The 23,747-nt window shown below is 64.6% G+C and carries 18 protein-coding genes; 8 read left to right on the top strand and 10 right to left on the bottom strand.

Annotated features, from left to right (window positions below; all coding sequences use genetic code 11):
* The first annotated feature begins 21 nt into the window (after positions 1–21).
* From ACKVEX_RS13450 to pepN, 4 genes are all read left to right on the top strand, one after another.
* Complete coding sequence (locus ACKVEX_RS13450) at positions 22–489, top strand: RDD family protein (protein ID WP_473216246.1); 468 nt, start codon at positions 22–24, stop codon at positions 487–489.
* A gap of 142 nt (positions 490–631) precedes the next feature.
* Complete coding sequence (locus tag ACKVEX_RS13445) at positions 632–3,469, top strand: cation-transporting P-type ATPase (RefSeq protein ID WP_473216245.1); 2,838 nt, start codon at positions 632–634, stop codon at positions 3,467–3,469.
* A gap of 72 nt (positions 3,470–3,541) precedes the next feature.
* Positions 3,542–4,441, top strand: a complete 900-nt coding sequence (locus tag ACKVEX_RS13440; RefSeq protein ID WP_473216244.1) for a universal stress protein — start codon at positions 3,542–3,544, stop codon at positions 4,439–4,441.
* A 16-nt stretch (positions 4,442–4,457) separates the two neighbouring features.
* Positions 4,458–7,148, top strand: coding sequence for an aminopeptidase N (pepN, locus tag ACKVEX_RS13435; protein ID WP_473216301.1), 2,691 nt, complete (start codon positions 4,458–4,460; stop codon positions 7,146–7,148).
* A 115-nt stretch (positions 7,149–7,263) separates the two neighbouring features.
* Here the strand turns inward: pepN and ACKVEX_RS13430 are convergent, their stop codons facing one another.
* The 8 genes from ACKVEX_RS13430 to ACKVEX_RS13395 form a co-directional block, all read right to left on the bottom strand.
* A complete protein-coding gene (locus ACKVEX_RS13430; RefSeq protein ID WP_473216243.1) occupies positions 7,264–7,719 on the bottom strand; it encodes a CBS domain-containing protein in 456 nt (151 codons plus the stop codon).
* A 261-nt stretch (positions 7,720–7,980) separates the two neighbouring features.
* Positions 7,981–8,808, bottom strand: coding sequence for a pantoate--beta-alanine ligase (gene panC, locus ACKVEX_RS13425; RefSeq protein WP_473216242.1), 828 nt, complete (start codon positions 8,806–8,808; stop codon positions 7,981–7,983).
* Between the two features lie 27 nt (positions 8,809–8,835).
* Positions 8,836–9,651, bottom strand: a complete 816-nt coding sequence (gene panB / locus ACKVEX_RS13420; protein ID WP_473216241.1) for a 3-methyl-2-oxobutanoate hydroxymethyltransferase — start codon at positions 9,649–9,651, stop codon at positions 8,836–8,838.
* A gap of 162 nt (positions 9,652–9,813) precedes the next feature.
* Positions 9,814–10,449: a deoxynucleoside kinase gene (locus ACKVEX_RS13415; RefSeq protein ID WP_473216240.1), complete on the bottom strand. Its 636-nt coding sequence runs from the start codon at positions 10,447–10,449 to the stop codon at positions 9,814–9,816.
* A gap of 96 nt (positions 10,450–10,545) precedes the next feature.
* Positions 10,546–11,904: a polynucleotide adenylyltransferase PcnB gene (pcnB, locus tag ACKVEX_RS13410; RefSeq protein ID WP_473216239.1), complete on the bottom strand. Its 1,359-nt coding sequence runs from the start codon at positions 11,902–11,904 to the stop codon at positions 10,546–10,548.
* A gap of 81 nt (positions 11,905–11,985) precedes the next feature.
* The gene (locus ACKVEX_RS13405) at positions 11,986–12,648 is read right to left on the bottom strand and encodes a histidinol-phosphatase (RefSeq protein ID WP_473216238.1); all 663 of its coding nucleotides are present in this window, start codon (positions 12,646–12,648) and stop codon (positions 11,986–11,988) included.
* A 64-nt stretch (positions 12,649–12,712) separates the two neighbouring features.
* Positions 12,713–13,384 carry a DnaA regulatory inactivator Hda gene (gene hda, locus ACKVEX_RS13400; protein ID WP_473216237.1) on the bottom strand — a complete coding sequence of 224 codons (672 nt, stop codon included), beginning with the start codon at positions 13,382–13,384 and terminating at the stop codon, positions 12,713–12,715.
* Positions 13,384–14,475 carry an AI-2E family transporter gene (locus ACKVEX_RS13395; RefSeq protein ID WP_473216236.1) on the bottom strand — a complete coding sequence of 364 codons (1,092 nt, stop codon included), beginning with the start codon at positions 14,473–14,475 and terminating at the stop codon, positions 13,384–13,386. The genes hda and ACKVEX_RS13395 overlap by 1 nt, the downstream gene beginning before the upstream one ends.
* Positions 14,476–14,592: 117 nt before the next feature.
* Between ACKVEX_RS13395 and purM the strand changes: the two genes are divergently transcribed.
* The 3 genes from purM to ACKVEX_RS13380 all read left to right on the top strand — a co-directional run bounded on the left by purM (position 14,593) and on the right by ACKVEX_RS13380 (position 19,992).
* A complete protein-coding gene (gene purM / locus ACKVEX_RS13390; RefSeq protein WP_473216235.1) occupies positions 14,593–15,627 on the top strand; it encodes a phosphoribosylformylglycinamidine cyclo-ligase in 1,035 nt (344 codons plus the stop codon).
* Positions 15,628–15,746: 119 nt separating this feature from the next.
* Positions 15,747–16,904, top strand: a complete 1,158-nt coding sequence (locus ACKVEX_RS13385; RefSeq protein WP_473216234.1) for an efflux RND transporter periplasmic adaptor subunit — start codon at positions 15,747–15,749, stop codon at positions 16,902–16,904.
* A gap of 10 nt (positions 16,905–16,914) precedes the next feature.
* Entirely contained in the window at positions 16,915–19,992 is a 3,078-nt protein-coding gene (locus tag ACKVEX_RS13380; RefSeq protein ID WP_473216233.1) for an efflux RND transporter permease subunit, read from the top strand.
* 42 nt (positions 19,993–20,034) lie between these two features.
* Here ACKVEX_RS13380 and miaA read toward each other — a convergent pair whose 3' ends face one another.
* Both miaA and ACKVEX_RS13370 read right to left on the bottom strand, forming a co-directional pair.
* The gene (gene miaA / locus ACKVEX_RS13375; protein WP_473216232.1) at positions 20,035–20,979 is read right to left on the bottom strand and encodes a tRNA (adenosine(37)-N6)-dimethylallyltransferase MiaA; all 945 of its coding nucleotides are present in this window, start codon (positions 20,977–20,979) and stop codon (positions 20,035–20,037) included.
* Between the two features lie 32 nt (positions 20,980–21,011).
* Positions 21,012–22,793, bottom strand: a complete 1,782-nt coding sequence (locus ACKVEX_RS13370) for a diguanylate cyclase (RefSeq protein WP_473216231.1) — start codon at positions 22,791–22,793, stop codon at positions 21,012–21,014.
* Positions 22,794–23,154: 361 nt separating this feature from the next.
* On the opposite strand from ACKVEX_RS13370, the gene ACKVEX_RS13365 reads away from it, so the two are divergent.
* The gene (locus ACKVEX_RS13365) at positions 23,155–23,736 is read left to right on the top strand and encodes a YqaA family protein (protein ID WP_473216230.1); all 582 of its coding nucleotides are present in this window, start codon (positions 23,155–23,157) and stop codon (positions 23,734–23,736) included.
* Positions 23,737–23,747 lie beyond the last annotated feature (11 nt).

Genomic DNA, 23,747 nt, shown 5'->3' with positions numbered 1-23,747 from the left:
CCTACAAGGCAGCGTCTGCGCATGAAGAACCCCAAGGCGGTTGAAGCGCTGCGCCCGGTCGTCGAACTCGCGGGATTCCGGCGGCGCCTTGCGAGCCTGCTGTACGAGTCATTGCTCACGCTCGGCATTCTTGCGCCGACCTTCATGCTCCCTCACGTGGTCATCGGTCTGTATGCCAGTTTCACCCCGCCCGGGTGGATGTTGTGGCTGCATCTGTTCGGTGTGCTGGGCGCCTATTTCGTGTGGTACTGGACGCGCCACGGGCATACGCTGGCGATGCAGACATGGCGCCTGAGACTGGTGCGTGCGGACGACGGGCGTGTGCTCGGCCCGGGGCTGGCGCTGCTGCGCTTCGTGCTCGCATGGCCGTCGGTGCTGTGCCTGGGTGCCGGTCTGCTCTGGGCCTTCGTCGATCGGGACCGCCAGTTCCTGCATGATCGACTCGCCGGCACCCGCATCGTGCTGATGCCCAAACCCGTCAAGGGCTGAGTCACGCGCGGTCAAGCGCCGCGGTGCGGGCGGGATCGATCGGGCGCCCTGATCGGAGCCATCCGGATGCTGCATTGCAGCGCCATCCGCAATGCCATCGGTTACCATGGGTGTGTCCAGTCAGCTAATCGGATCGATCAGCATGAATACATCCCGTCCCCAGCAGTCCGACAATCGGTTCCATGCGCGTGCCGCCGACGACGTGCTCGAGGCGCTCGAGGTCACCCGCGCGAAGGGCCTTTCGGCCGATGAGGCGGCCACGCGGCTGCACGAGCATGGTCGCAACGAATTGCCGGCTCCGAAGCGGCGCAGCGCGTTGCAGCGCTTTCTGCTGCAGTTCCACAACGTGCTGATCTATGTGCTGGTCGCCGCGGGCGTGGTCACGCTCGTGCTCGGACACTGGATCGACAGCGGCGTCATCTTCGGGGTGGTCGTCATCAACGCGATCATCGGCTTCATCCAGGAAGGCAAGGCCGAGCAGGCGCTCGATGCGATACGCAACATGCTGTCGCTCAACGCCCAGGTCCTGCGCGAAGGGCATCGCAGGGAGATGCGCGCCGAGGAACTGGTGCCCGGTGACATCGTGTTCCTGGCGTCCGGGGACAAGGTGCCCGCAGACATGCGTCTGCTCGAAATCAGAAGCCTGCGGGTGGAGGAGGCCGCGCTGACCGGTGAATCCGTTCCGGTCGAGAAGGCAGTCGATGCGGTCGACGAGGACGCGGCGGTCGGCGACCGAAGCTGCATGGCTTATTCGGGCACGCTGGTCGCCTATGGGCAGGCCGTCGGCGTCGTGGTCGCGACCGGGGCGCGGACCGAGATCGGCCGCATCAGTGCGATGCTCAATGCGGTCGAGGAGATCACGACGCCGCTGCTGCGCCAACTGGGCGTGTTCGGGCGCTGGCTGACGGTCGCTATCCTCGGCGTGGCGAGCGTGTCCTTCGCGTTCGGCATCCTGTTCAGAAACTACACGATGGACGAGATGTTTCTCGCTGCGGTGGGGCTGGCAGTGGCCGCGATTCCGGAGGGACTGCCCGCCATCATGACGATCACGCTCGCGATCGGCGTGCAGCGGATGGCGCGGCGCAACGCGATCATCCGGCGCCTGCCTTCGGTCGAGGCGCTGGGATCGGTCACCGTGATCTGCTCGGACAAGACCGGAACGCTGACCCGCAACGAGATGACCGCACAACGCGTCATCACCGGCGCCGGTCGTTTCTCGGTGTCGGGCGTGGGCTATGCACCACACGGCGCGTTCGAGCACAGCGGTGTGTCGGCCGGGGCTGACGATGGCCGGGCTCTCATCGAGGCGCTGTTCGGCAGCGACCTGCTGGCAAAAACACAGGACGGCCCCGATGCAGCCACCGCGCAAACCGGGGAGATCGATGTGGAGCAGGTGCCCGTGCTGCTCGAGACCGTGCGCGCTGTGCTGCTGTGCAATGACGCGAGCGTGAGCCGCCAGGGCGAGGCGTGGCAGTTGCGCGGCGATCCGACCGAGGGGGCGCTGGTCACCGTCGCGATGAAGGCCGGGCTCGATCCGGCGTTCGAGGCCGAAGCCTTGCCGCGCACCGACGTCATACCGTTCGAGTCGGAGCACCGTTTCATGGCGACGCTGCATCACGACCACGACGGGCGCGGTCGGATCTATCTCAAGGGAGCGCCCGAACGCATCCTCGATCTGTGTTCGGCGCAGTGGGCGGCGGACGGTGATCAGGCGCTCGACGAGGCACGATGGCAGACTGCGATGGACGAAACCGCAGCCGACGGCATGCGCCTGCTGGCCGTTGCGGTGCGCGACGACGCCGCCGATCTGAAGTCGCTGGCCTTCGGCGACGTCGAGCAGGGCGGCTTCAGCCTGCTCGCGGTGTTCGGGCTGTCGGACCCACCGCGGGAGGAGGCGATCGAAGCGGTCGCGCATTGTCAGTCCGCCGGCATCCGGGTCAAGATGATCACCGGCGACCACGCGGCCACCGCAACCGCGATCGGCGTGCAACTCGGCCTCGGCGCGAAGATCAGGGCGGTGACCGGCGCCGAGATCGAGAAAATGGACGACACGCAGCTCGCGGAGTTGGTGGCGGACACGGACATCTTCGCGCGGGCCAGTCCCGAGCACAAGCTGCGCCTGGTGACCGCGATGCAGGCGCGTGGCGAGGTCGTCGCGATGACCGGCGACGGCGTCAATGATGCCCCCGCGCTGAAGCGCGCCGATGTCGGCGTCGCGATGGGAAACAAGGGTACCGAGGCCGCCAAGGAGGCATCGGAGATGGTGCTGGCCGACGACAACTTCGCATCGATCGCGGCCGCGGTCGAGGAAGGACGCACGGTGTACGACAACCTGAAGAAGGCGATCGCGTTCATCCTGCCGACGAACATCGGCCAGGCCGCGATCGTGTTGGTCGCGATCCTGTTCGGTATGACGATGCCGATCACGCCCGCGCAGATCCTGTGGGTGAACATGATCACCGCGGTGACGCTCGCGCTCGCGCTCGCGTTCGAGAAGCCGGAGCGCAACATCATGCAGCGGCCCCCGCGGGCGCCGTCCGAACCGTTGCTGAGCCGCTTTCTGATGTGGCGGGTGATCTTCGTCGGGCTGTTGCTGGTGGCCGGCGCTATCGGCCTGTTCCTGTGGGAGCTGGATCGCGGTGCGAGCCTGGAAGTGGCCAGGACCGCGGCCGTCAATGCAGTGCTGATCGGGGAGGTGTTCTATTTGTTCAACGTCCGCAGCTTCACCGAGCCGGTGCTCAATCGCGAGGGACTGACCGGCAATCCATATGTACTGGGCGCGATCGGGTTGCTGCTGGTCGCGCAGGGGCTGTTCACATATGTTCCGGTGATGCAGGCGCTGTTCGGCACCGCCGCGCTGGACCCTGTTTCCTGGCTGTACATCTTCGGCTTCGGTATGATCGTGTTGATGGTGGTGGAAGCGGAGAAGGCCGTGGTCAAGCGTCTCGGCCTCGGCCCCGGCATACGCTCACGTGCATGATCCGGCGGATTGCCGCCGGGGCCGGCCGGGCAACAAACAATGCGCTCCGCTCAGGGGCGCCAAGGAGGCGACATGAACCGAATTCACAGCATACTTGCGGCAACGGACCTGTCCGACGTTGCGGGCAAGGCAATCGAGCGGGCGGCGCTGCTCGCAGCCGAGTTCGGCGCGCATCTGGCGCTGACCAACATCATCAGTCGCGGCACTTTGAATGCGTTGCACGACCTGATGGCGCCGGACAGCAGCGATGATCTCGAGAACAGGCTGGTCAGCGAGGCGCTGGCCCGCATGCAGAAACTCGCGGAAGACATCAAGGCGCAGCATGCGGTTCAGGCCGAGGTCAGTGTTTCGGCCGGTTCGGTGCTCCGTCAGATCAACCGTCAGGCCGACTCGATCGATGCCAGCCTGCTGGTGATGGGCGCACATGGTGGGGGTTTCGTGCGGGATCTGCTGCTCGGCTCGACCACCGATCGGGTGCTCCGCAAGACCGAGCGTCCGATGCTGGTGGTCAGAGTTCAGCCGAGCGGGCGCTACCGTCGCGTGCTGGTACCGGTCGATTTCTCGGAACGCTCGAGTGCGGCGCTCTCGCTCGCCCGAGAGATCGCCCCTGGCGCACAGATCGTGTTGCTGCATTCGTTCGAGGTGCCTTACGAGGGGCAACTCAGGATGGCCGGTGTCGCGGAGAAGACGGTCGAGGACCTGCGCCGTGCGGCCAAGCAGGACGCGATCAAACGCCTGGACGCACTGGCCGAGGCCGCAGGCGTGCCCAAGGAGAACGTCCACCGGGTGCTGGTGCATGGCCAGCCCGCGAGTGCGATCGTGGAGCAGGCAGCCTCGCACGACTGCGACCTGATCACGATGGGCAAGCAGGGCCTGCGCATGGTCGAGGAACTCGTGCTCGGCAGCGTGACCCGCCAGGTGCTCGAGCATGCACATTGCGACGTGCTCGTCGCAGACCGCCATAAACGCTGAACCCTGACTCTTGATGATGACAACCGAGACAAGCCATACCGTTCGCCGCAGTGATTACGCACCGCTTCCATGGCGGGTCGATCGCGTCGATCTGCATTTCCGCCTGGATGCGAAGGCGACCGTGGTGACCAGCCGTCTGCAGTGCAGCCGCGACCCCGAAGTGGTGGCGGGGCCGCTGGTGCTCGATGGCGATTCGCTCGAACTCGTCAGCGTCCGCATCGACGGGGCGGAGCCGGCCAATGGCGTGGTTTCGGTCGAAGGTGACGTGATGAGGCTTGCGCTGGCCGGAGAACGGGCCGAGCTGGAGATCGTCACGCGGATCGATCCCTCTGCGAACACGGCTTTGTCCGGCCTGTACCGTTCCCAGGGCGGATACTTCACGCAGTGCGAGGCCGAGGGCTTTCGCCGCATCACGTGGTTCGCGGATCGACCGGATGTGATGGCGCGATTCACCGTGACGCTGGAGGCCGATCGCGCCGAGTGTCCGGTGCTGCTGTCCAACGGCAATCTGGTCGATCAGGGCGAACTCGACGGCGGACGCCATTTTGCGCGCTGGGAGGATCCGTTCCCGAAGCCGTCGTACCTGTTTGCACTGGTCGCCGCGGATCTGGTGGCACTCGAGCGGCGAGTCGAGACTGCGTCGGGCCGCGAGGTTCTGCTGCAGGTCTGGGTCGAGGAGGGCAATCTCGACCGCACGCAGCATGCGATGGATTCCCTGGTCCATGCGATGCGTTGGGATGAGGAGACCTTCGGCCTGGAACTCGATCTCGATCGCTTCATGATCGTCGCCGTCGGCGACTTCAACATGGGTGCGATGGAGAACAAGGGCCTGAACATCTTCAATTCGAAGTACGTGCTGGCACGACCCGACACCGCCACCGATGCCGACTTCGAACATATCGAAAGCGTGGTGGCGCATGAGTACTTCCACAACTGGACCGGCAATCGGGTCACCTGTCGGGACTGGTTTCAGCTCACGCTCAAGGAAGGACTGACGGTTTTTCGCGATCAGCAGTTCTCGGCCGATATGCTGGCTGCTGCGGCCGGGGCGTCCGGTGCGGCGTCGGCCCGTGCGGTCAAACGCATCGACGACGTGCGGGTGTTGCGCACTGCGCAGTTTGCCGAGGATGCCGGACCGATGGCGCACCCGATCCGGCCCGAGAGCTACCAGGAGATCAACAACTTCTACACCGCAACGGTGTACGAGAAGGGCGCCGAAGTCATCCGCATGCTGCATACGCTGCTGGGGCGGGAGGGTTTTCGCAACGGTATGGACCTGTACTTCAGCTACCACGACGGCCAGGCGGTCACCTGCGACGATTTTGTCCAGTGCATGGCCGAGGCCAACGGTTACGAGCTCGACCCGTTCATGCGCTGGTACAGCCAGGCCGGGACGCCGGTGCTCAGGGCGGCGGGCAAGTGGCTAGGGGGGGCCGGCATGTACGTGCTGACCTTGTCCCAGGTCTTGCCCGCGACGCCGGGGCAAAGCGACAAACTCCCGCAGGTGATCCCGGTCGCCCTCGGCCTGATCGGGCCCGATGGTCAGGATCTGCCGCTTCAGCTCGAAGGTGAGGAGCATGCTGGCGCCACCACCCGGGTGTTGACGCTGGACGATTTCGAGCGGACCTATCACTTCGTCGGGCTGCCGTCCGAACCGGTGCCTTCGCTGTTGCGTGGCTTTTCCGCCCCGGTGGTGCTGGAGTTGCAGGAGAGCGACGAACGGCTTGCATTCCGCATGGCGCACGATTCGGACGCCTTCAACCGCTGGGATGCGGGTCAGCGCTACGCCGAGCGCGTGCTGATGACGCTGGCGTCGGACCGGATTCAGGGCAAGCCCCTGGTCGTGCCGGTGCCTTTCATCGATGCCTTGGGCAGTCTGCTTAACGACGATGGGCTCGATCCGGCCTTCCGCGCCCAGGCGCTGGCGATGCCGGGCGAAACCTATCTGCTCGAGCGCATGCGACCGGCCGATCCGGCGGCCTTGCGCGCTGCGCTGATGGTCGTGCTGAAGACGGTGGGCGAGCGTCTGAGCGAGGACTGGCTGGCATGCTACCGTTCGATGGAGGTCAATGGGGCCTATCGCTACCATCCGGCCGATGCAGGCCGTCGGGCACTGCGGAATCTGGCCTTGAGATATCTGGTGGCGGCGGGGGTGGAAGAGGGGCTGGACAAGGCGGAAACCCAGTTCGAATACGCGGGCAGCATGACCGAGTGCTTCGGTGCGCTCGCCGCGCTGGTAATCGGGGGGGCGCCCAGGCGCGGCGATGCGCTGGAGGTCTTTCATTCGCGTTTCCGCGACGACCCGCTGATCATGGACAAGTGGTTCGCCCTGCAGGCCATGGCCTGGCGCTGGCAACCTGATGACCCTCCGGTGCTCGAACGGGTACGCGAGCTGATCGAGCATGAAGCCTTCTCCCGCACCAATCCGAACAAGGTCTATGCGTTGCTGGGGAGCTTCTTCAAATCGAATCCGGCCGAATTCCATGCGGTCGATGGCAGCGGCTACGTATTCTGGGCCGATCGTGTCATCGAACTCGATGGCGGAAACCCGCAGGTGGCGTCGCGAATGGCCCGCACGCTGGAGAACTGGCGCCACTTCACCCCGGGCCTGCAGACGCTGATCCGCGCTCAGATCGAGCGCGTGAAGGCGCATCGCGGTCTGTCCCCGGATGTGTCCGAGATCGTCACCAAGGCCTTGGCCGACTGATTGCGCGTAGCGGCAGAACTGCGCCGCTTGTCGCTTGCACTGCACGCCGCGTAAACGCGGCGCTGCATGTTCTGTAGCCCCCGAGGCGGCTTACTGGACGCGCAAGGATGCGGGTTCAGGTCGCGATGTCGCCGGCGATATAGTTGGCGAGGTGCTGGATGGTCGCCTCCTGTTCCTGGATGACGGCCTTGACCACGTCACCGATGGTCACGATGCCTGCCAGATTGGCGTCGGCATCCAGGACCGGCAGGTGCCTGAAGCGCTTGTTGGTCATCGTGTTCATGACCGAAATGATCTGATCGGAAGGCTTGATCGTCTGAACGTTGGTGGTCATCATTTCGCCGACCTTGACGTCGCGCGAACTGAGGCCCTTCAGCACGATCTTTCTCGCGTAGTCGCGCTCGGTGAAGATGCCGACCAGTTTTCCGGTGTCGGTGACCAGCACCGCGCCGATGTCGTGCAGGGCCATCATGGCCAGAGCATCGAAGACGCTGGTGTCGGGGGTGACCGAATAGGTCACGCTGCCCTTTTGCTCCAGAACCTGCTTCACTGTGACGGTGATTGCGGTCATGCCTGTTGTCCCCTTTCTTGGCAAAAAAACTCCGAAACTCTTCCGTATTCTCTCACAGCTCTTGGAGAATTCGTCACCCTAGGAGGCTGTCGGACTTGAGCGATCGTCACGAGCCGGGTGGGAAAGCGAGGACAGATCTGGTCGATTTTGAGGCGCATAGTGGTTCTATGCAACGAAAAATCGGGCAGATATGGACCGCTTCTCCCACCGGCGCAGTAGATCAGCCTCAAGTCCGACAGCCTCCTAGGGTCCCGGCCCTTTTCAGATCTCGAGGTTGTCGATCAGACGCGTCCGCCCGAGTCGTGCAGCGGCGAGCACGACCAGCGGATCGTCTTCGTGAAGCGGCGGCTGCAGGTCGGCACGACGGCGCACCGCGATGTAATCCGGCTCCCAGCCATGCGCCGACAGCGTGCTCATCGCGTCGGTCTCGAGCTTCAGAAAGTCGTGGTCCCCAGCGCAAACCGCCTCCCGGATGACGTTGAGCAACTGGTACAGACGCGGTGCCTCGGCTCTTTCCGGCTCCGACAGATAGCCGTTGCGCGATGACAGGGCCAGACCATCCTCGGCCCGCACCGTTTCGCCCGGCAGCACTTCGACGGGCATCGCGAGTTGGTGCACCATGTTCGACAGCACCATCAGTTGCTGGTAGTCCTTCTTGCCGAACAAGGCGGTGTCGGGTTGAACGATGTTGAGCAGCTTGAGTACGATCGTCGCGACGCCGCGGAAGTGCCCGGGTCTGAATTCGCCTTCTAGAATCGAGATCTGGGCCGGCGCGGGGTCCACATGATAGTTTTGCGGCTCCGGATAGATCAGCTGCTCATCGGGGGCAAAAAGATGTTCTACGCCCGCGGCCTCGAGCTTCTCGCAGTCGGCCTCGAGCGTCCGGGGGTAGCTGTTGAAATCCTCGCCTGGGCCGAACTGCAGGCGATTGACGAAGATGCTGGCGATGACCGCGTCGGCATGATCTCCGGCCTGACGCATCATCGTGATGTGACCCTCGTGCAGGTTGCCCATGGTCGGCACGAAGGCAACCCTGCCGGCTTTCCTGCGCGTGTCACGAATGCTTTCGATCGTTTCGTGGATCTGCATGGTGTCGTCTCCCGGTGCGTGCGTCGATCAGTAGTTGTTTTCGGCGGCCGGGAAGCTGCCGTCCTTCACCGCCTGCACATAGCGTGAGACCGCCTCGTCGATGCTGGCCGACCCTTCCATGAAATTGCGCACGAAACGCGCCTTGCGGCCGGGAAACACGCCGATCATGTCGTGCAGCACCAGGACCTGGCCGTCGCAGGCGGTGCCGGCTCCGATGCCGATCGTGGCCATCGAGCCGAGGCTCGCGGTGATGTCGGCGGCGAGCTCGGCCGGAACCATCTCCATTACCATCATGGCCGCACCAGCCTTCTCCAGTGCAAGTGCATCCGCCTTCAGGTGCGCTGCGCCGTCCTTGTCGCGCCCCTGCACCCGGTAACCGCCGAGCTGATGCACGGACTGCGGGGTGAGACCGATATGGGCGCATACCGGTACACCGCGTTCGACGAGAAAACGGACCGTCTCGACGACATGGGCGCCACCTTCGAGTTTGACCATCTGTGCGCCTGCGGCCAGCAGACGGGCGGCATTGCGCATGGCCTGCTCGGGGCTCTCCTGATAGCTGCCGAACGGCATGTCGGCGACGACGAAGGCGCGCCGCGCGCCGCGCGCCACGCATTCGGTGTGGTAAACCATCTGTTCCATCGTCACCGGCAGCGTCGATTTCTGGCCCTGCAACACATTGCCGAGGGAGTCGCCGACCAGCAGCACATCGACCCCCGCACGCTCCAGCAGCGACGCGAAGCTGGCGTCGTAGCAGGTAAGCATCGCGATCTTGTGTTTTTCGGCCCGCATCTTGCCGAGCTGGAAAAGCGTGACGGGTTTGTCGTCCTGTAGGTAACTCATTGGATACTCCAGCTCCGGATGAGGGTTCGAAATGCCAGGATTCGGGTTGGCGACGTCAAGGATGGCGAAATTCGATCGGGTCCGGACGCTCAAGGGCGGCAGTGTTCCGCAAAACGCGGCGATGTACAAGCCTCTTTGCGCGATGAAGCAATCGTGCAGTGCTCAGCCCGCATATCCGAAGAACTCCCGATAACTGCGCATGTTGCGCAGTCGATCCAGGAGCAGTTCGAAGTCGGCGTCCTCGTCGATCGGATTCAGGACCTCTGCGTCGACGATGAACAGGGGCGCGGCGTCATACTCGTAAAAGAAGCGCGCATAGCGCTCGGCGACGCTTTCGAGATAGCGTTCGGTGATGCGTCGCTCGGCATCGACACCGCGCCGATGTACCCGACCGATCAGTGTCTCGGGTTTAGCCTGAAGGTAGATGACCAGATCGGGCTTGCGAACCCGTGCCGGGCGGATCGCGTCGAACAGACGCTGATAGAGCGCAAACTCGTCTTCCCTCAGATTCAGCGCTGCGAAAAGCGGGTCCTTGTCGAGGATGAAGTCGGAGACCACCTTGTGGTCGGTCTGCTCCCCAAGCAATGCGAGCTGGTCGATGCGCTGGTACAGGAAGGAGATCTGGGTCGCCAGCGCCCATCTGTCCAGGTTGGCGTAAAAACGCTCGAGGAAAGGGTTTCGCTCGGGTTGCTCGAACACCGTGTCCGAGTCGAGACGCTCGGCCAGACGCCGGGCCAGCGTAGTCTTGCCGGCGCCGATCGGTCCTTCCACAACGATGTAGCGGGCCTTGTCGAGCATGAGCGGGGTCGCGAGTTCGGTCGAAGGGAGTCTTATAGGCGCTGCAAGGAGGTCGGTCAACTCGCGATCGGCAAATCCGTCGTCGCGTGTGCGCGTTCAGTCCGAGGCCTGTTCGAGGGATTCGTCAGGCAGCTTCTTCGCAGGTTTTTTCCGGCGTCGGCGCTTCCTGGCCGGCGCGTCGGTCGCCGGTGCCCGGTTGATCATCGCTTCACGCGCATCATGCCCGGCGTCCGCGAAGTCGCTCCACCAGTCGACGATCTCCATCGGTATTTCGCCGGACTGCGCACGCAGGCGCAGGAAATCCCATCCGGCCCGGTAGCGGGGCTGCTCGATCAGTCGGTAGGGTGCCCGCCCGTTGCGCTTGTCGAAGCGTGGCTGAAGCGCCCAGATCTCCTTGATGTCGGCCGCGATCCGGCGCGTGATTGCAAGCTTGCGTGCCTGAGAGTCGAGTACGTCGTCCATCGCCGCGAACAGCGCCGCCTGGGACTGTTCCCCGTCGCCCCGGCGCTTGTCCCAGTTGGCCAGCACTTCATGCCACAGCAACGTCGCGAACAGGAACCCGGGCGAGACCGACTTGTCCGCACGGACCCTGTCGTCGGTGTTCTCCAGCGACAGCCACACGAAACGTTCGCCCATCGGCTGTTCCAGAATCACGTCGAGCAGGGGCAGCAGGCCGTGATGGAGGCCTTCTTCACGCAACTGCTGCAGACATCGGACCGCGTAACCGGAGAACAGCAGCTTCAGCATCTCGTCGAACAGGCGCGCGCTGGGCACATTCTCGAGCAGCACCGCCATCTCGCGAATCGGCGTGCGTGCGTCGGGCGCGATCACCAGGCCGAGTTTCGCGGCCAGACGCACTGCCCTGAGCATGCGCACCGGGTCCTCCCGATAGCGCGCCCGGGGGTCGCCGATCATCCGCAGGGTCTTCTGCTCGATATCGGCGACGCCGTGGTGGTAATCGACGATTGTTTCGGTGGTGGGATCGTAATAGAGCGCGTTGGCGGTGAAGTCGCGGCGGGTGGCGTCTTCGGCCTGTGCACCGTACTCGTTATCCCGCAGTACGCGCCCATGTTCGTCCGTCTGTGCGGCCTCCGCATCATGGGTGGCGCGAAAGGTGGAGACCTCGATGGTCTCACGGCCGCTCATCACGTGCACTATCTTGAAGCGACGGCCGATGATGCGCGATCGCCGGAACAACGCGCGCACCTGCTCGGGTGTGGCGCTGGTCGCGACATCGTAGTCCTTAGGCGGGTGGCCGATCAGCAGATCGCGGACCGCGCCGCCCACGATGAAAGCGGCGTGGCCGTTGTCCTGAAGCACGGCGCACACCTTGCATGCCACCGGGGAAAGCTGCTCCCGCTCGATACCGTGTCGCGAGACCGGGATCAAGGCCGGTTCGGTGGCGACGGCAGATTCTGCGCGGCGAAAAACCTTGCGCAGCAGTTTTCGGATCATCTGGTCGTTTCTTCCGAGGAGTTCGATATTAGCCGGCAATCATAACTGATCCATGCCCTGTCCGGCGCTTCGCCGGCCACGTCAGCGCAACGACAGAATCGGCCAGCCCTGTTCGTGCGCATGGGCGCGCAGCGCATCGTCCGGGTCGACTGCCACCGGATTGGTGACGCGCTTCATCAACGGCAGATCGTTGTGGGAGTCGCTGTAGAACCAGGTGCGCTCGAAGCTGCCGAAGTACAGGCCCATCGCCTCCAGCCACGCCTCGACACGTTCGATCTTGCCAGCCTTGAACGCCGGCATGCCGCGTGGTTTGCCGGTGAACGCGCCGTTCTCCTGCGCGGCAACCGTCGCGATCACATGCGCGATGCCGAACTCGCGCACGATCGGGCCGGTCACGAAGCTGTTTGTCGCGGTCACGACCGCGACCAGAGCCTCGCGGTCCAGATGTTGCTGGACCAGGGCACGGGCGTGCTCGCCGATCATCGGGCGGATCCTGTCGTGCATGAACCGACGGTGCCAGGCATCGAGCTGGGCGCGCGAATGGCGTGCAAGCGGCGCGAGCTGGAAGTCGAGGAACTCGAAGATGTCCAGCGTTCCGGCCTTGTACTGTTCATAGAACTGGACGTTGCGGGCCTCCTGCACCTCGCGGTCGAGCACGCCCAGCGAGATCAGGAACTGCGCCCATTCAAAGTCGGAATCCCCGGCGAGCAGGGTGTTGTCCAGGTCGAAGAGTACGAGATCCACATTCAATCCTTTTTCGATTGTCGATGGCCGTTCCGCGGCGCGCGGCGACGGCGCTTGCTTGACCCTAGATGTCCAGCCCGCCCTGCATCAGCTCTCGCAGTAGCGGTAATGTAACCGGGCGCTTGCGCTCCAGCGAGGCCTGGTCCAGTGCGTCCAGTGCGGTCACCAGCGACGGAATGTCGCGGCGACCGTGACGCAGCAGGAAGTCGATGACCTCGTCCGCGAGGTGCAGCCCCCGGCGGTCGGCGAGCGTGACCAGGATATCGGCTCGGGTGCGGTCGTCCAGGGGCCTGAGTTCGAACACGAGGCATTGTCCGATGCGGGTGCGCAAGTCCTCGCGCCGGTCGAGTTGGAGCGGTGCGTGCATACCTGAGAGCAGCAGGGTCTGATTCAGCGTGCGGGACCGGTTGAAGGCATTGAACAGCGCGATCTGTGCCTGGGGCGTCAACGCTTCGATGTCGTCCACGGCCAGCAGGGCATCCTCGTCTTCCGGCATGACGGCGTCGGTCCGGCCTCCCGCAACGTAGAAGGCGGGGCGCCCGGCGTCCGTGCACGCGGCGACGGCGGCGCGCAGCAGATGGGTACGACCGCTGCCGGGCGGGCCCCACAGGTAGAGGTGATCCGCACCGATGATTGTCTGTTCCAGCGTCGCCAGCAGTTCGACATTGTCGCCGACGACGAAATTGTCGAGTCGGGCGGGGGCGTCCGGGTGGAGTTCGAGCACGAGCTGGCGCATCAGCCCCGGTGCTCCGAATCCTGATCGCGACCGAGATAGACCGGGCTGCTCATCCAGGCCTCGCGCACCTCGCGCAAGCCGACCAGGATCGCGGCGCTGGCGGGTAGTGCCACCAGCATGCCGAAGAACCCGAACAGCTGACCGAAGGCCATCAGCGCGAAGATGACCGCGAGCGGGTGCAGGCCGATACGCTCGCCGACCATGTAGGGCGTCAGAACGTAGCTCTCCAGCAGCTGGCCGATGCCGAACACCACCCCGACGCCGATCAGCGGTGTCCAGCCCTCGCCCTGAAGCAGTGCGGCGAAGATCGCCAGCAGCAGTCCGCCGCCGAAACCGACGAACGGGATGAAGGCGAGCAGGCCGGTGATCACGCCGACCGGCAATGCGAACTTCAGTCCGGCCAACCACAGACCGATGCTGTAGAAGATCGCCAGCAGCAGCATCACCGACAGCTGGCCACGCAGGAATTCGGACAGCACCGAGTCGATGTCGCCCAGAATGCGCATCGTGCGCGGCAGCACCGGGCGCGGAATGACCGTCTGCAGCGCGCCCACGATTCGGGGCCATTCCTGGAGCAGGTAGAACATCACGATCGGAATCAGCACCAGGTTGGCGACCACCGCGATCACCGCCAGTCCGCCTTCGCGCGCATGGCTCAACAGCGTTGGAATCAGATCCTGCGCCGTGTCGCGGTATTCGGATACCCAGGCCTTGATCGAAGCGGCGTCCATCGGCAGCTCGACGTCGAAATGCGTCCTGAGCAGCGGCGCGACACGCGCCTCGAGCAGCTCGATGAGTTCGGGCAGACGGGCGATCAATAACACCGCCTCACGATAGATCAATGGTACGAGCATCAGGAACAGCAGGCTCAGGAACGCGCCCATCCCGACGATGACGAGCAGCACCGCGGCCGCACGCGGAAAACGCCGTGCCTCCAGCCAGTTGACCGCCGGGTCGCAGATATATGCGAAGACCGCTGCGACCGCGAACGGCGTCAGAATCGGGGACAGCACATAGAGGAGCGCGAGCAGCGCGAGGCCGACCGCGGCCCAGAGGGCTGTTTGCATGCGGTCGGCGCGATAGGTGGGCATTTAAAGTAAAATCCTGTTCTTGGCGAGCCGGCATGGCCGCCAAACCCGTTAATGTAGCCCCTCGGTGTTGCCGCCTCAAGCGCACCCGGGTGCGGGCTCGCCTCGCAAGGAATGACTTTGAGCTCCCTGACATATCGAGACGCCGGTGTGGATATCGCCGCTGGCGACGACCTGGTGGAACGCATCAAACCGCTGGCCAGGCGGACCATGCGTCCTGAAGTAATGGGCGGAATCGGCGGATTCGGCGCCTTGTTCGAGCTGTCGGGCAAGTACCGCGAGCCCGTGCTGGTGTCGGGGACAGATGGCGTGGGCACCAAGCTCAAGCTCGCGTTCCAGCTCAAACGGCATGACACGGTCGGTCAGGACCTGGTTGCGATGAGCGTCAACGATATCCTGGTCCAGGGTGCCGAGCCGCTGTTCTTCCTCGATTACTTCGCCTGCGGCAAGCTCGATGTGGATACCGCGGCGGACGTGGTCAAGGGCATTTCGCGTGGCTGCGAACTGGCCGGTTGTGCGCTGATCGGTGGCGAAACCGCCGAGATGCCCGGCATGTATCCCGAGGGCGAGTACGATCTTGCCGGTTTTGCGGTCGGTGCGGTCGAGAAATCCGCGATCATCGACGGCTCGACGATCGCCGCGGGCGACGTGGTGCTAGGGCTGGCTTCGAGCGGGGCCCATTCCAACGGCTACTCGCTGATTCGCAAGATCATCGAGCGCGCCCAACCCGATCTGGATGCCGACTTCGATGGGCGCCCCCTGCGCGAAGCGGTGCTCGAGCCGACCCGGATCTACGTTAAGCCGCTGCTGGCGCTGATGGCCTCGCAGCCTGGCCTGGTGAAGGGGCTGGCCCATATCACGGGGGGCGGGCTGACCGAGAATGTGCCGCGCATCCTGCGTGATGAGCTCACCGCCCGAATCGATGCGTCGAGCTGGACGATGCCGCGGCTGTTCCAGTGGCTGCAACAGGTCGGCAATGTCGCCGATGCGGAGATGTACCGGGTGTTCAACTGCGGTATCGGCATGGTGGTCGTGGTGGCCGAGGCCGACGCCGACACGGCGGTCGAGCGACTCGGTGCGGCCGGTGAAACGGTGTTCCGCATTGGACGTATCGCGAATCGCATGGAAGGCGAAGCACGGACCACCGTGTGCTGATGCAACTCGGTGAAGCTTTGGCTGTCATTTTAAGTTGTCGGTCGTTCGTATCTGCATGCCGCGACGCAGGCGTTGCGACGAGATCGATCTGTGTGACTGATTGAGGAGAACGACCCCGCATGTCTTCGCGCAAAGTCGTGGTGCTCTCCCTGAGCGTGGTCGGGATCGTCGCGCTTGCCGCCTATGCCTGGCATGCGCAGCGCGGTCTACCCTTGCCATGGCTCTCGCCCACTGCCACTCACGGCGAATCGGCGGCCCCGGCGGCTCCGTCACCTGCTGCGATGGCGATCGCGGTAGAGACGGTGACGGTCGGTTCGGTTTCGATGCCGGACGAGGTGTCGGCGGTCGGCAATCTGCGCTCCAATGAATCGGTCGTGCTTCAGCCCGAGGTCTCCGGACGGATCAGTGCGATCCGGTTCGAGGAGGGGCAGCCGGTCAGCCGGGGCGACGTACTGGTCGAACTGGATGCGGCGGTGCAGCGGGCCGAACTGCAGCAGGCGAGGGCCACCCTCGACCTGGCCGAATCCAGTTTCAAGCGCACGTCCGATCTTCATGAACGAAATTACGTCAGCCTCAGCGCGCGCGAGGAGGCAGCCAGTCGACTCGAGGTCGCCCGGGCGACGGCGCAACTGGCGCGGGCGCGCCTGGACCGGATGCAGATCGTCGCGCCTTTCTCGGGCACGGTGGGCATTCGCAACGTGAGCGTCGGCGATTACGTCAAGGACGGCGATACGCTCGTCAATCTCGAGGACATCTCGGTACTGAAGGTGGATTTCCGTCTGCCTGAGGCCTATCTGCAGCGCATCAGCCGCGGACAGTCGCTGGAAGTGGTAAGCGATACCCTGCCGGGCGAGCGCTTCGAGGCAAAGGTGATCGCGATCGATCCGCAACTCGACGCCCAGGGACGGGCGGTGGTGCTGCGCGCCGAACTGGGCAACCCCGATGGGCGTCTTCGCCCCGGCATGTTCGCCCGGATCCGCGTGATCCTGGCCGAACGTCCGGCCGTCACCGTGGTGCCGGAGGAGGCGGTCGTGCCGGCCGCGGGAGAGTCGCACTATGTCTATCGGGTGGTCGATGGGAAGGCCGAGCGTGTCAACGTGCGGACCGGCGTGCGACGCAACGCGATGGTCGAGATCGTCGATGGGCTGCAGCCGGGGGACGTGGTGGTGACCGCCGGGCAACTCAAGCTTCGGGATGGTGTCGCGGTGCGGCCGGTGAGTGCTTCGGCGGTCGGAGACGTCGGCGCGGGCCTGGACGGGCTCGAGCCCCGGAGCTGAGGCGAACACCATGGTCCTTTCCGACATCTGCATCAAGCGCCCGGTCTTTGCGACCGTACTGTCTTTGCTGGTGGTGCTGATCGGCCTGGTCTCCTATACGAAGCTGACCGTCCGGGAATATCCCAATATCGACGAACCGGTCGTGACCGTCGACACCACCTACCGCGGAGCGAGTGCCGATATCGTCGAATCCCGCGTGACCAAGCCGCTCGAGGACTCGCTCGCCGGGATCGAGGGAGTCGATGTGATCTCGTCCATCAGCCGCTCCGAGCGCAGCCAGATCTCGGTGCGCTTCCGCCTCGAGCGCGATGCCGACAGCGCGGCGGCGGACGTGCGTGACCGCGTGTCGCGGGTCAGGCGTTCGCTGCCCGACGACATCGACGAACCGGTGATCGCGAAGGTCGAGGCGGATGCCAATCCGATCATCTGGCTGGCGTTCTCGTCGGACCGGCACTCGCCGCTGGAAGTCACCGATGTGGCCAACCGGATCGTCAAACCGCGTCTGCAGACGCTGCCCGGCGCGGCCGACGCGCGCGTGTTCGGTGAGCGTCGATATTCGATGCGGATCTGGCTGGATCGTGACCGGCTCGGGGCCTATGGACTAACCGCGCAGGACGTGGAGGATGCGCTGAGGCGGCAGAACGTCGAACTGCCGGCCGGACGCATCGAGAGCCAGAAACGCGAGTTCTCGGTGGTCGCCCAGACCGATCTGGTCCGGCCTGCGCAGTTCGAGGCGGTCGTGGTGCGCGAGCCGGGCAGCGCCGACGGCATTCCGGTGCGCATTCGCGATATCGGGCGGGTCGAGATCGGCGCGGCGTCGGAGCGCACGTCGGTGCGTTTCGACGGCCGCTCTGCGGTGGCGATCGGTCTGGTCAAGCAGGCGACCGCGAATCCGCTCGATCTGTCCAAGGCGCTGAGGGCGGAACTCGGGACCATCGAGCGCCAACTGCCCGAGGGCATGCGCGTCAGCATCTCCTACGACTCGACGGTGTTCATCGAACGATCGATCCAGGCGGTCTTCATGACGATCGCCGAGGCGGTGTTGCTGGTCGCGGGCGTGTGCTTCTTCTTTTTGCGCAGCTGGCGCTCGGTGCTGATCCCGCTGGTCACGATTCCGGTGTCGCTGATCGGTGCATTCGCGCTGATGCTGGCCTTCGGTTTCTCGATCAACACGCTCACGCTGCTTGCGCTGGTGCTGGCGATTGGCCTCGTGGTCGACGACGCGATCGTGATGCTCGAGAACATCTACCGCCATGTGGAGGAGGGGATGGAGCCGGTGCAGGCCGCGTTCCGCGGCGCACGCGAGATCGCGTTCGCGGTGATCGCGATGACCTTGACGCTGGCGGCGGTGTATGCGCCGGTGGCGTTCATGACCGGCCGGGTGGGCAAGCTGTTCACCGAGTTCGCGCTGACGCTGGCGGGCGCGGTGATCGTGTCCGGGTTCGTCGCGCTGACCCTGTCGCCGATGATGTGCTCCAAGCTGCTGCGTCACGAGAAGAAGCACGGGCGGTTCTACAACCTGATCGAGAGGTTTCTGACCTGGATCAATGACGGGTACCGCAGCGTACTGACGCGGATGCTGCGGCTGCGCTGGGTGGTGTTGACGGGTTTCGTGCTGATTTCGGGCGCCGGCGTCGTGCTGCTCAACAACCTGCAGTCCGAACTTGCGCCGGTCGAGGACCGGGGGGTGATCCTCGGCGTCTTCACCGGGCCCGAGGGAGCGACCATCGATTACATGGAGCGCTATGCGCGCCAGCTCGAACAGATTTACGCGAGCACCGACGAGATCGAGCGCTACTTCGTCGTGTCCGGCAATCCGACCGTCAGCCAGGGCATCTCCTTCGTCGGTCTGACCGACTGGGACGAACGCGACCGCCATTCGAGCGAAATCGCGCGCAGCCTGTTTCCGCGCTTCATGGGGGTGCCGGGGGTGCAGGCGTTTCCGGTCACTCCACCGTCGCTCGGCCAGGGGGTGCGCGAACGCCCGGTCAATTTCGTCATCATCACGTCGGAGTCCTACCAGGAGCTGGACCGCTACACCGAGCTGATCATGGACGAGGTCCGCCGCAACCCGGGTTTCGTCGCACCCGATACCGACCTCAAGCTGACCCGGCCGGAACTGGCGGTGCGGGTCGATCGGGATCAGGCGGCCGATCTGGGCGTGTCGGTGGATGTCGTCGGCCGGACGCTGGAAACCATGCTGGGCGGACGCCAGGTCACGCGCTTCAAGCAGGACGCCGAACAATACGATGTGATCGTCCAGGTCGAAGCGGTGGAGCGTGCCGCTCCGCATGACATCCGCGACATCTTCGTGCGCGGTCGCGGCGGCGACATGATTCCGCTGGCCAGTCTGCTCGACGTCGATGAAACGGTTGCTCCACGCGAGCTGAATCACTTTGCGCAGCGTCGTTCGGTGCGCATCACCGCCAATCTGGCGCCCGAGTATTCGCTCGGGGAGGCCCTGGGTTTCCTCGAGGACACCGCCGAACGCATCCTGCCGTCCGCTTATGCGATCGATTACGACGGCCAGTCGCGCGAGTTCAAGACCAGCTCGGCCAGCCTGGCGCTGACGTTCGTGCTCGCGCTGGCGTTCATCTATCTGGTGCTCGCCGCCCAGTTCGAGAGCTTCCGGGATCCTTTGATCATCATGCTGACCGTACCCTTGTCGATGACCGGTGCGTTGACGGCGCTCTACCTGACCGGCGGCACGCTCAACGTCTACAGTCAGATCGGGCTGGTGACGCTGGTCGGTCTGATCACCAAGCATGGCATCCTGATCGTCGAATTCGCCAACCAGCTGCGGGACAAGGGCATGGCGCTGCGCGAGGCGGTGATCGAGTCCTCGACCCTGCGTCTTCGGCCGATCCTGATGACCACCGGCGCGATGGTGCTGGGGGCGATCCCGCTTGCACTGGCAACCGGCGCGGGTGCGGAGAGTCGGCAGCAGATCGGCTGGGTGATCGTCGGGGGCTTGTTGCTCGGGACCTTCTTCACGCTGTTTGTCGTGCCCACCGTATACACCTTGCTTGCGCGTCGTAACCGGACCAAGGTGGTCGACCCTTCCGAGGTCGTGCCCGAGCCCGCCTGACCGGGCGGAATGTGTCGCGCACGGGATGGCCGCGCTCGCCGATCAGCTGTGCAAAGCGCGCTCGACCACGGCTTCGATCCGGGCCTGTAGATCGCCTGCGAGGCAGTCCAGCTCGACCAGCTCGGGCCAGATCTCGCGAAACTGGCGTTGCCAGGTGAGCTGTCGCTTGGCCAGCTGACGGGTCCCGACGATGCCGTTCAAGCGCATGGTGGCGCGGTCCGTCCGGCCCTCGAGATAATCCCACACCTGGCGATAGCCGACACAGCGCATCGAGGGCATCCCCGGGTTCAAGCGATACCGGGCGCGCAGTGATACGACTTCATCGATCAGACCTGCGGCGAGCATCGCATCGAAGCGTGCTTCGATGCGCCGGTGCAGCACGCTACGATCCGAGGGTGCGAGCGCAATCGGGACGAGTCGATGACGAAGGACATGCGCGGCATCACGTCGCGCATAGCTGTCGGCGAGCGGACGTCCGGTCAGACGCACGATCTCCAGCGCACGCTGGATCCGCTGCGCGTCGGTGGGCTCCAGCCTCGCTGCGGCGGCGGGATCGATGCGGGAAAGTTCGCCATGCATGGCCGGCCAGCCAAGCCGCGCCGCCTCCCGATCGATCTTTTCGCGCAGTCCGGGATCGGCCTGCGGCAGGTCAGAGAGGCCGTCGCGCAAGGCCTTGAAATAGAGCATCGTTCCGCCGACCAGCAATGGCGTTCGTCCGCGCGCGCCGATCTCGTCCATCAGCCTCAGCGTGTCGGCGCAGAACATCGCGGCCGAATAGGACTGCTCGGGGCTGACGATGTCGATCAGGTGATGCGGGCACGCGGCGAGTTCGTCGGCGCCGGGTTTGGCCGTGCCGATGTTCATGTCCCGATAGACCAGCGCCGAATCGACACTGATGATCTCGACCGGATGACGCGTGGCCAGTGCGAGCGCGCTGGCGGTCTTGCCGCTGGCGGTCGGGCCCAGCAGAAGCAGGGCAGGCTGCATCGGATCCGCTGGCGGATCGGGGTTACCCACCGTCAAGGCACGTCCTGGCCAGAGGCCGACGACTCCGTGTCATCCGGCGACGCGCGGAGTTGCTGGTTGCTGAACTTCTGCTCGTACATGCTGCTGTCAGCCAGTTTGAGCAGGGACTCGACGCTGTCACCGTCGTCCGGATACAGTGCCACGCCGATCGACGCACCGATCTCCAGCGCCTGTTCGAGTCCCAGGGACTGCAAGGGGTCCGAGAAAATGCGATCGATCGTGCGACGAACCTGCGTCAGATGATCGGACGCATCGATGTTCTCGAGCAGGATCACGAACTCGTCGCCCGCGTAGCGCGCCACCAGATCATCGGCCCGGACGCTGGCGCGCAGACGGCGCGCGACCTCCTGCAGGACCTTGTCTCCGGCATCGTGGCCGAGAGTGTCATTGACTGCCTTGAAGCGGTCGAGGTCGATGAACAGCACGGCCATGCGGCCCTTGCGGCGGTCCTGCCGATACGCGCGAATGCGGTTGCGCAGTCGCTGAACGAACGCCTCGCGATTCATCAGGCCGGTGAGCTCGTCCGTCTGCAGGCGCAGCTGCATGTTTTCGAAACTGCGCGCAAGCTCGCCGATCTCGTCGCGACGATTCACGCCGACCGGCGCGTCTAGTTCGCCGTCCCCTACCTTGCGGGCCGCCTCCTTGATGCGCCGCAGGTCGCCTGCAACCCAGCTCAGGATGGCCAGACCGATTGCGACCGTGATCAGCACCGCGAGGCCGGCGAGAATCGTTGTGCGCTTCACGTTGCCGGTGATGCCCGACATGTAATCGCTGTTGGGCAGCGCCACGACGGTGATCCATTCCAGCCCCGCGTCGTCACGCACCCGGTCGAAGGCCGCATGGATCAGATCGTTCTCGGTCTCGATCGCAAGGGTCTGCGTCGAACCGGGCACGCCAGCCTCGACGATCCGTTCGATGATCGCACGCACCGTTCGGCCCAGCACCGGATGATCACTGTCGCGCGCGGAAACCCGCGCGTACTCGCCATTTTCCAGTGGCACGACGTTCGGGGTGGCCGACGACGCGATCAGATTGCCGTTCGGCTCGATGATGAAGGCGATGCCGTTGGGGGACACGCTCAGCCGACTGACGAAATCGTTCAGTGCCTTCAGCGAGACGTCGGTCGCCACCACACCCTCGAAGCTGCCTTCGAGCGACAGCACCCGCCGCGCGCGCGTGGCGACCAGTTCGCGCGTGCCGAAGTCGATATACACCGAGGTCCAGGTATGCCCCTTCTGGCTCTTCCCGTCCGCATACCAGGGCCTGACCCGCGGGTCGAACACGCGCTCTTCGCGCCTGACGAACTCGAGGGTTCCGTCTATGCCCTCGTAATGAAAAATGCTGCGACGTTCGTTTGCCTGCAATTTCATTCGCAACTCCGCCCTGTCGGGCGAGTAACGGTAGAGCCCAAGGCCTTGCCCGGCCTCGTTGCCGTAGTAGACATAGTTGTTCGGATCGGTATGGAGCGATGTGGCGATCCAGAAACGGGTGCGCAGGTTTTCCAGATCGGACTCGATCGTGCGCGGCGCTGGCATGCCGTCCGGAAACGCGGATTCGAGCACCGCGCCGGAACCGATGATGTGGCGATCGACCGCCTGCGTGATGCGCCCGACGGTCTCGAGCAGCAGCTGTCCCGTGAGAGTGTCGATGGCCCGACTGCCAGCCTGGTAGGACAGGATGCCGATGGCGACCGCCAGGCCGATGACGAGGACGACGTACGGAACCGTCAGCACGAGGCGCAGCGACGCCGGATTGTTCTTCCTTCGTTCAGTCATGATGGTTTCCGCGGCGGGAGGACGGCTCTCCATGCAAGACATCCGGCCCAGGGGCCGAACAGTCGACTCATGCTCCAGCGCGCGGCGCTCGACCGCCGCTGGGGGTATCGGTTCGGGGGCGGGGAGGACGACTATCCAGGGTGGGCACAGTCGGTCGCATTGGATGCCCGCGGGACTTGTAACCCGCATTAAAGCAAGTTTCTCCGTCGGAGGTAAGCACAATGTCTTATTCTTCGTGACAATTTCAAGGGTGCGACACATCCGGCGAATACACGCGCGCCGCCGCGCGGGTCGCAACGCTGGCTGATGTCGGCACGGCGACGGTATGATTGCCACCTTTGCGAGAATCGGAGGAACGTCGGTGAAGATCTTTTCTCCGCTCTACCAGCGTGCCATGCAGTGGGCGCGCCATCGTCATGCACCCTGGTACCTGGGCGGTCTGAGCTTTGCCGAATCCTCGTTCTTTCCGATCCCGCCCGATGTGATGCTGGCGCCGATGAGTCTGGCCAATCCGTCGCGGGCATGGTGGTTTGCGCTGATCACCACGGTCGCATCGGTGGCTGGCGGGGTGCTTGGTTATTTCATCGGCGCGTTCGCCTTCGATCTGGTCGAGCCGGTGATTCGCGACGGACGCTACTGGGACGGCTACCTGACCGCGCGGGAATGGTTCGATGCGTGGGGTTTCTGGGCGATTCTGGTGGCCGGATTCTCGCCGATTCCGTTCAAGGTGTTCACCATCGCCGCCGGCGCGGCATCGATGGTGTTGCTGCCGTTCGTGCTGGCCTCGATGCTCGGTCGTGGGTCGCGCTTCTTCCTCGTCGCGGGCCTCATGGCGCTCGGTGGTCCGCGCATGGAGGCGATGCTGAATCGTTACGTCGATCGGCTTGGTTGGGTGACGGTGATCCTCATCGTGCTCGCCGTCGTCATCATGAATGGACGGTGAGCGCTCGCACC

Origin of the sequence: Denitraticella aggregata (assembly GCF_048158365.1) — a bacterium.
Classification (GTDB): Bacteria; Pseudomonadota; Gammaproteobacteria; order Burkholderiales; family Rhodocyclaceae; genus Azoarcus_F.
Note: the sequence above shows the minus strand (reverse complement) of the source record. Positions and strands in the feature narration are given on the sequence as shown.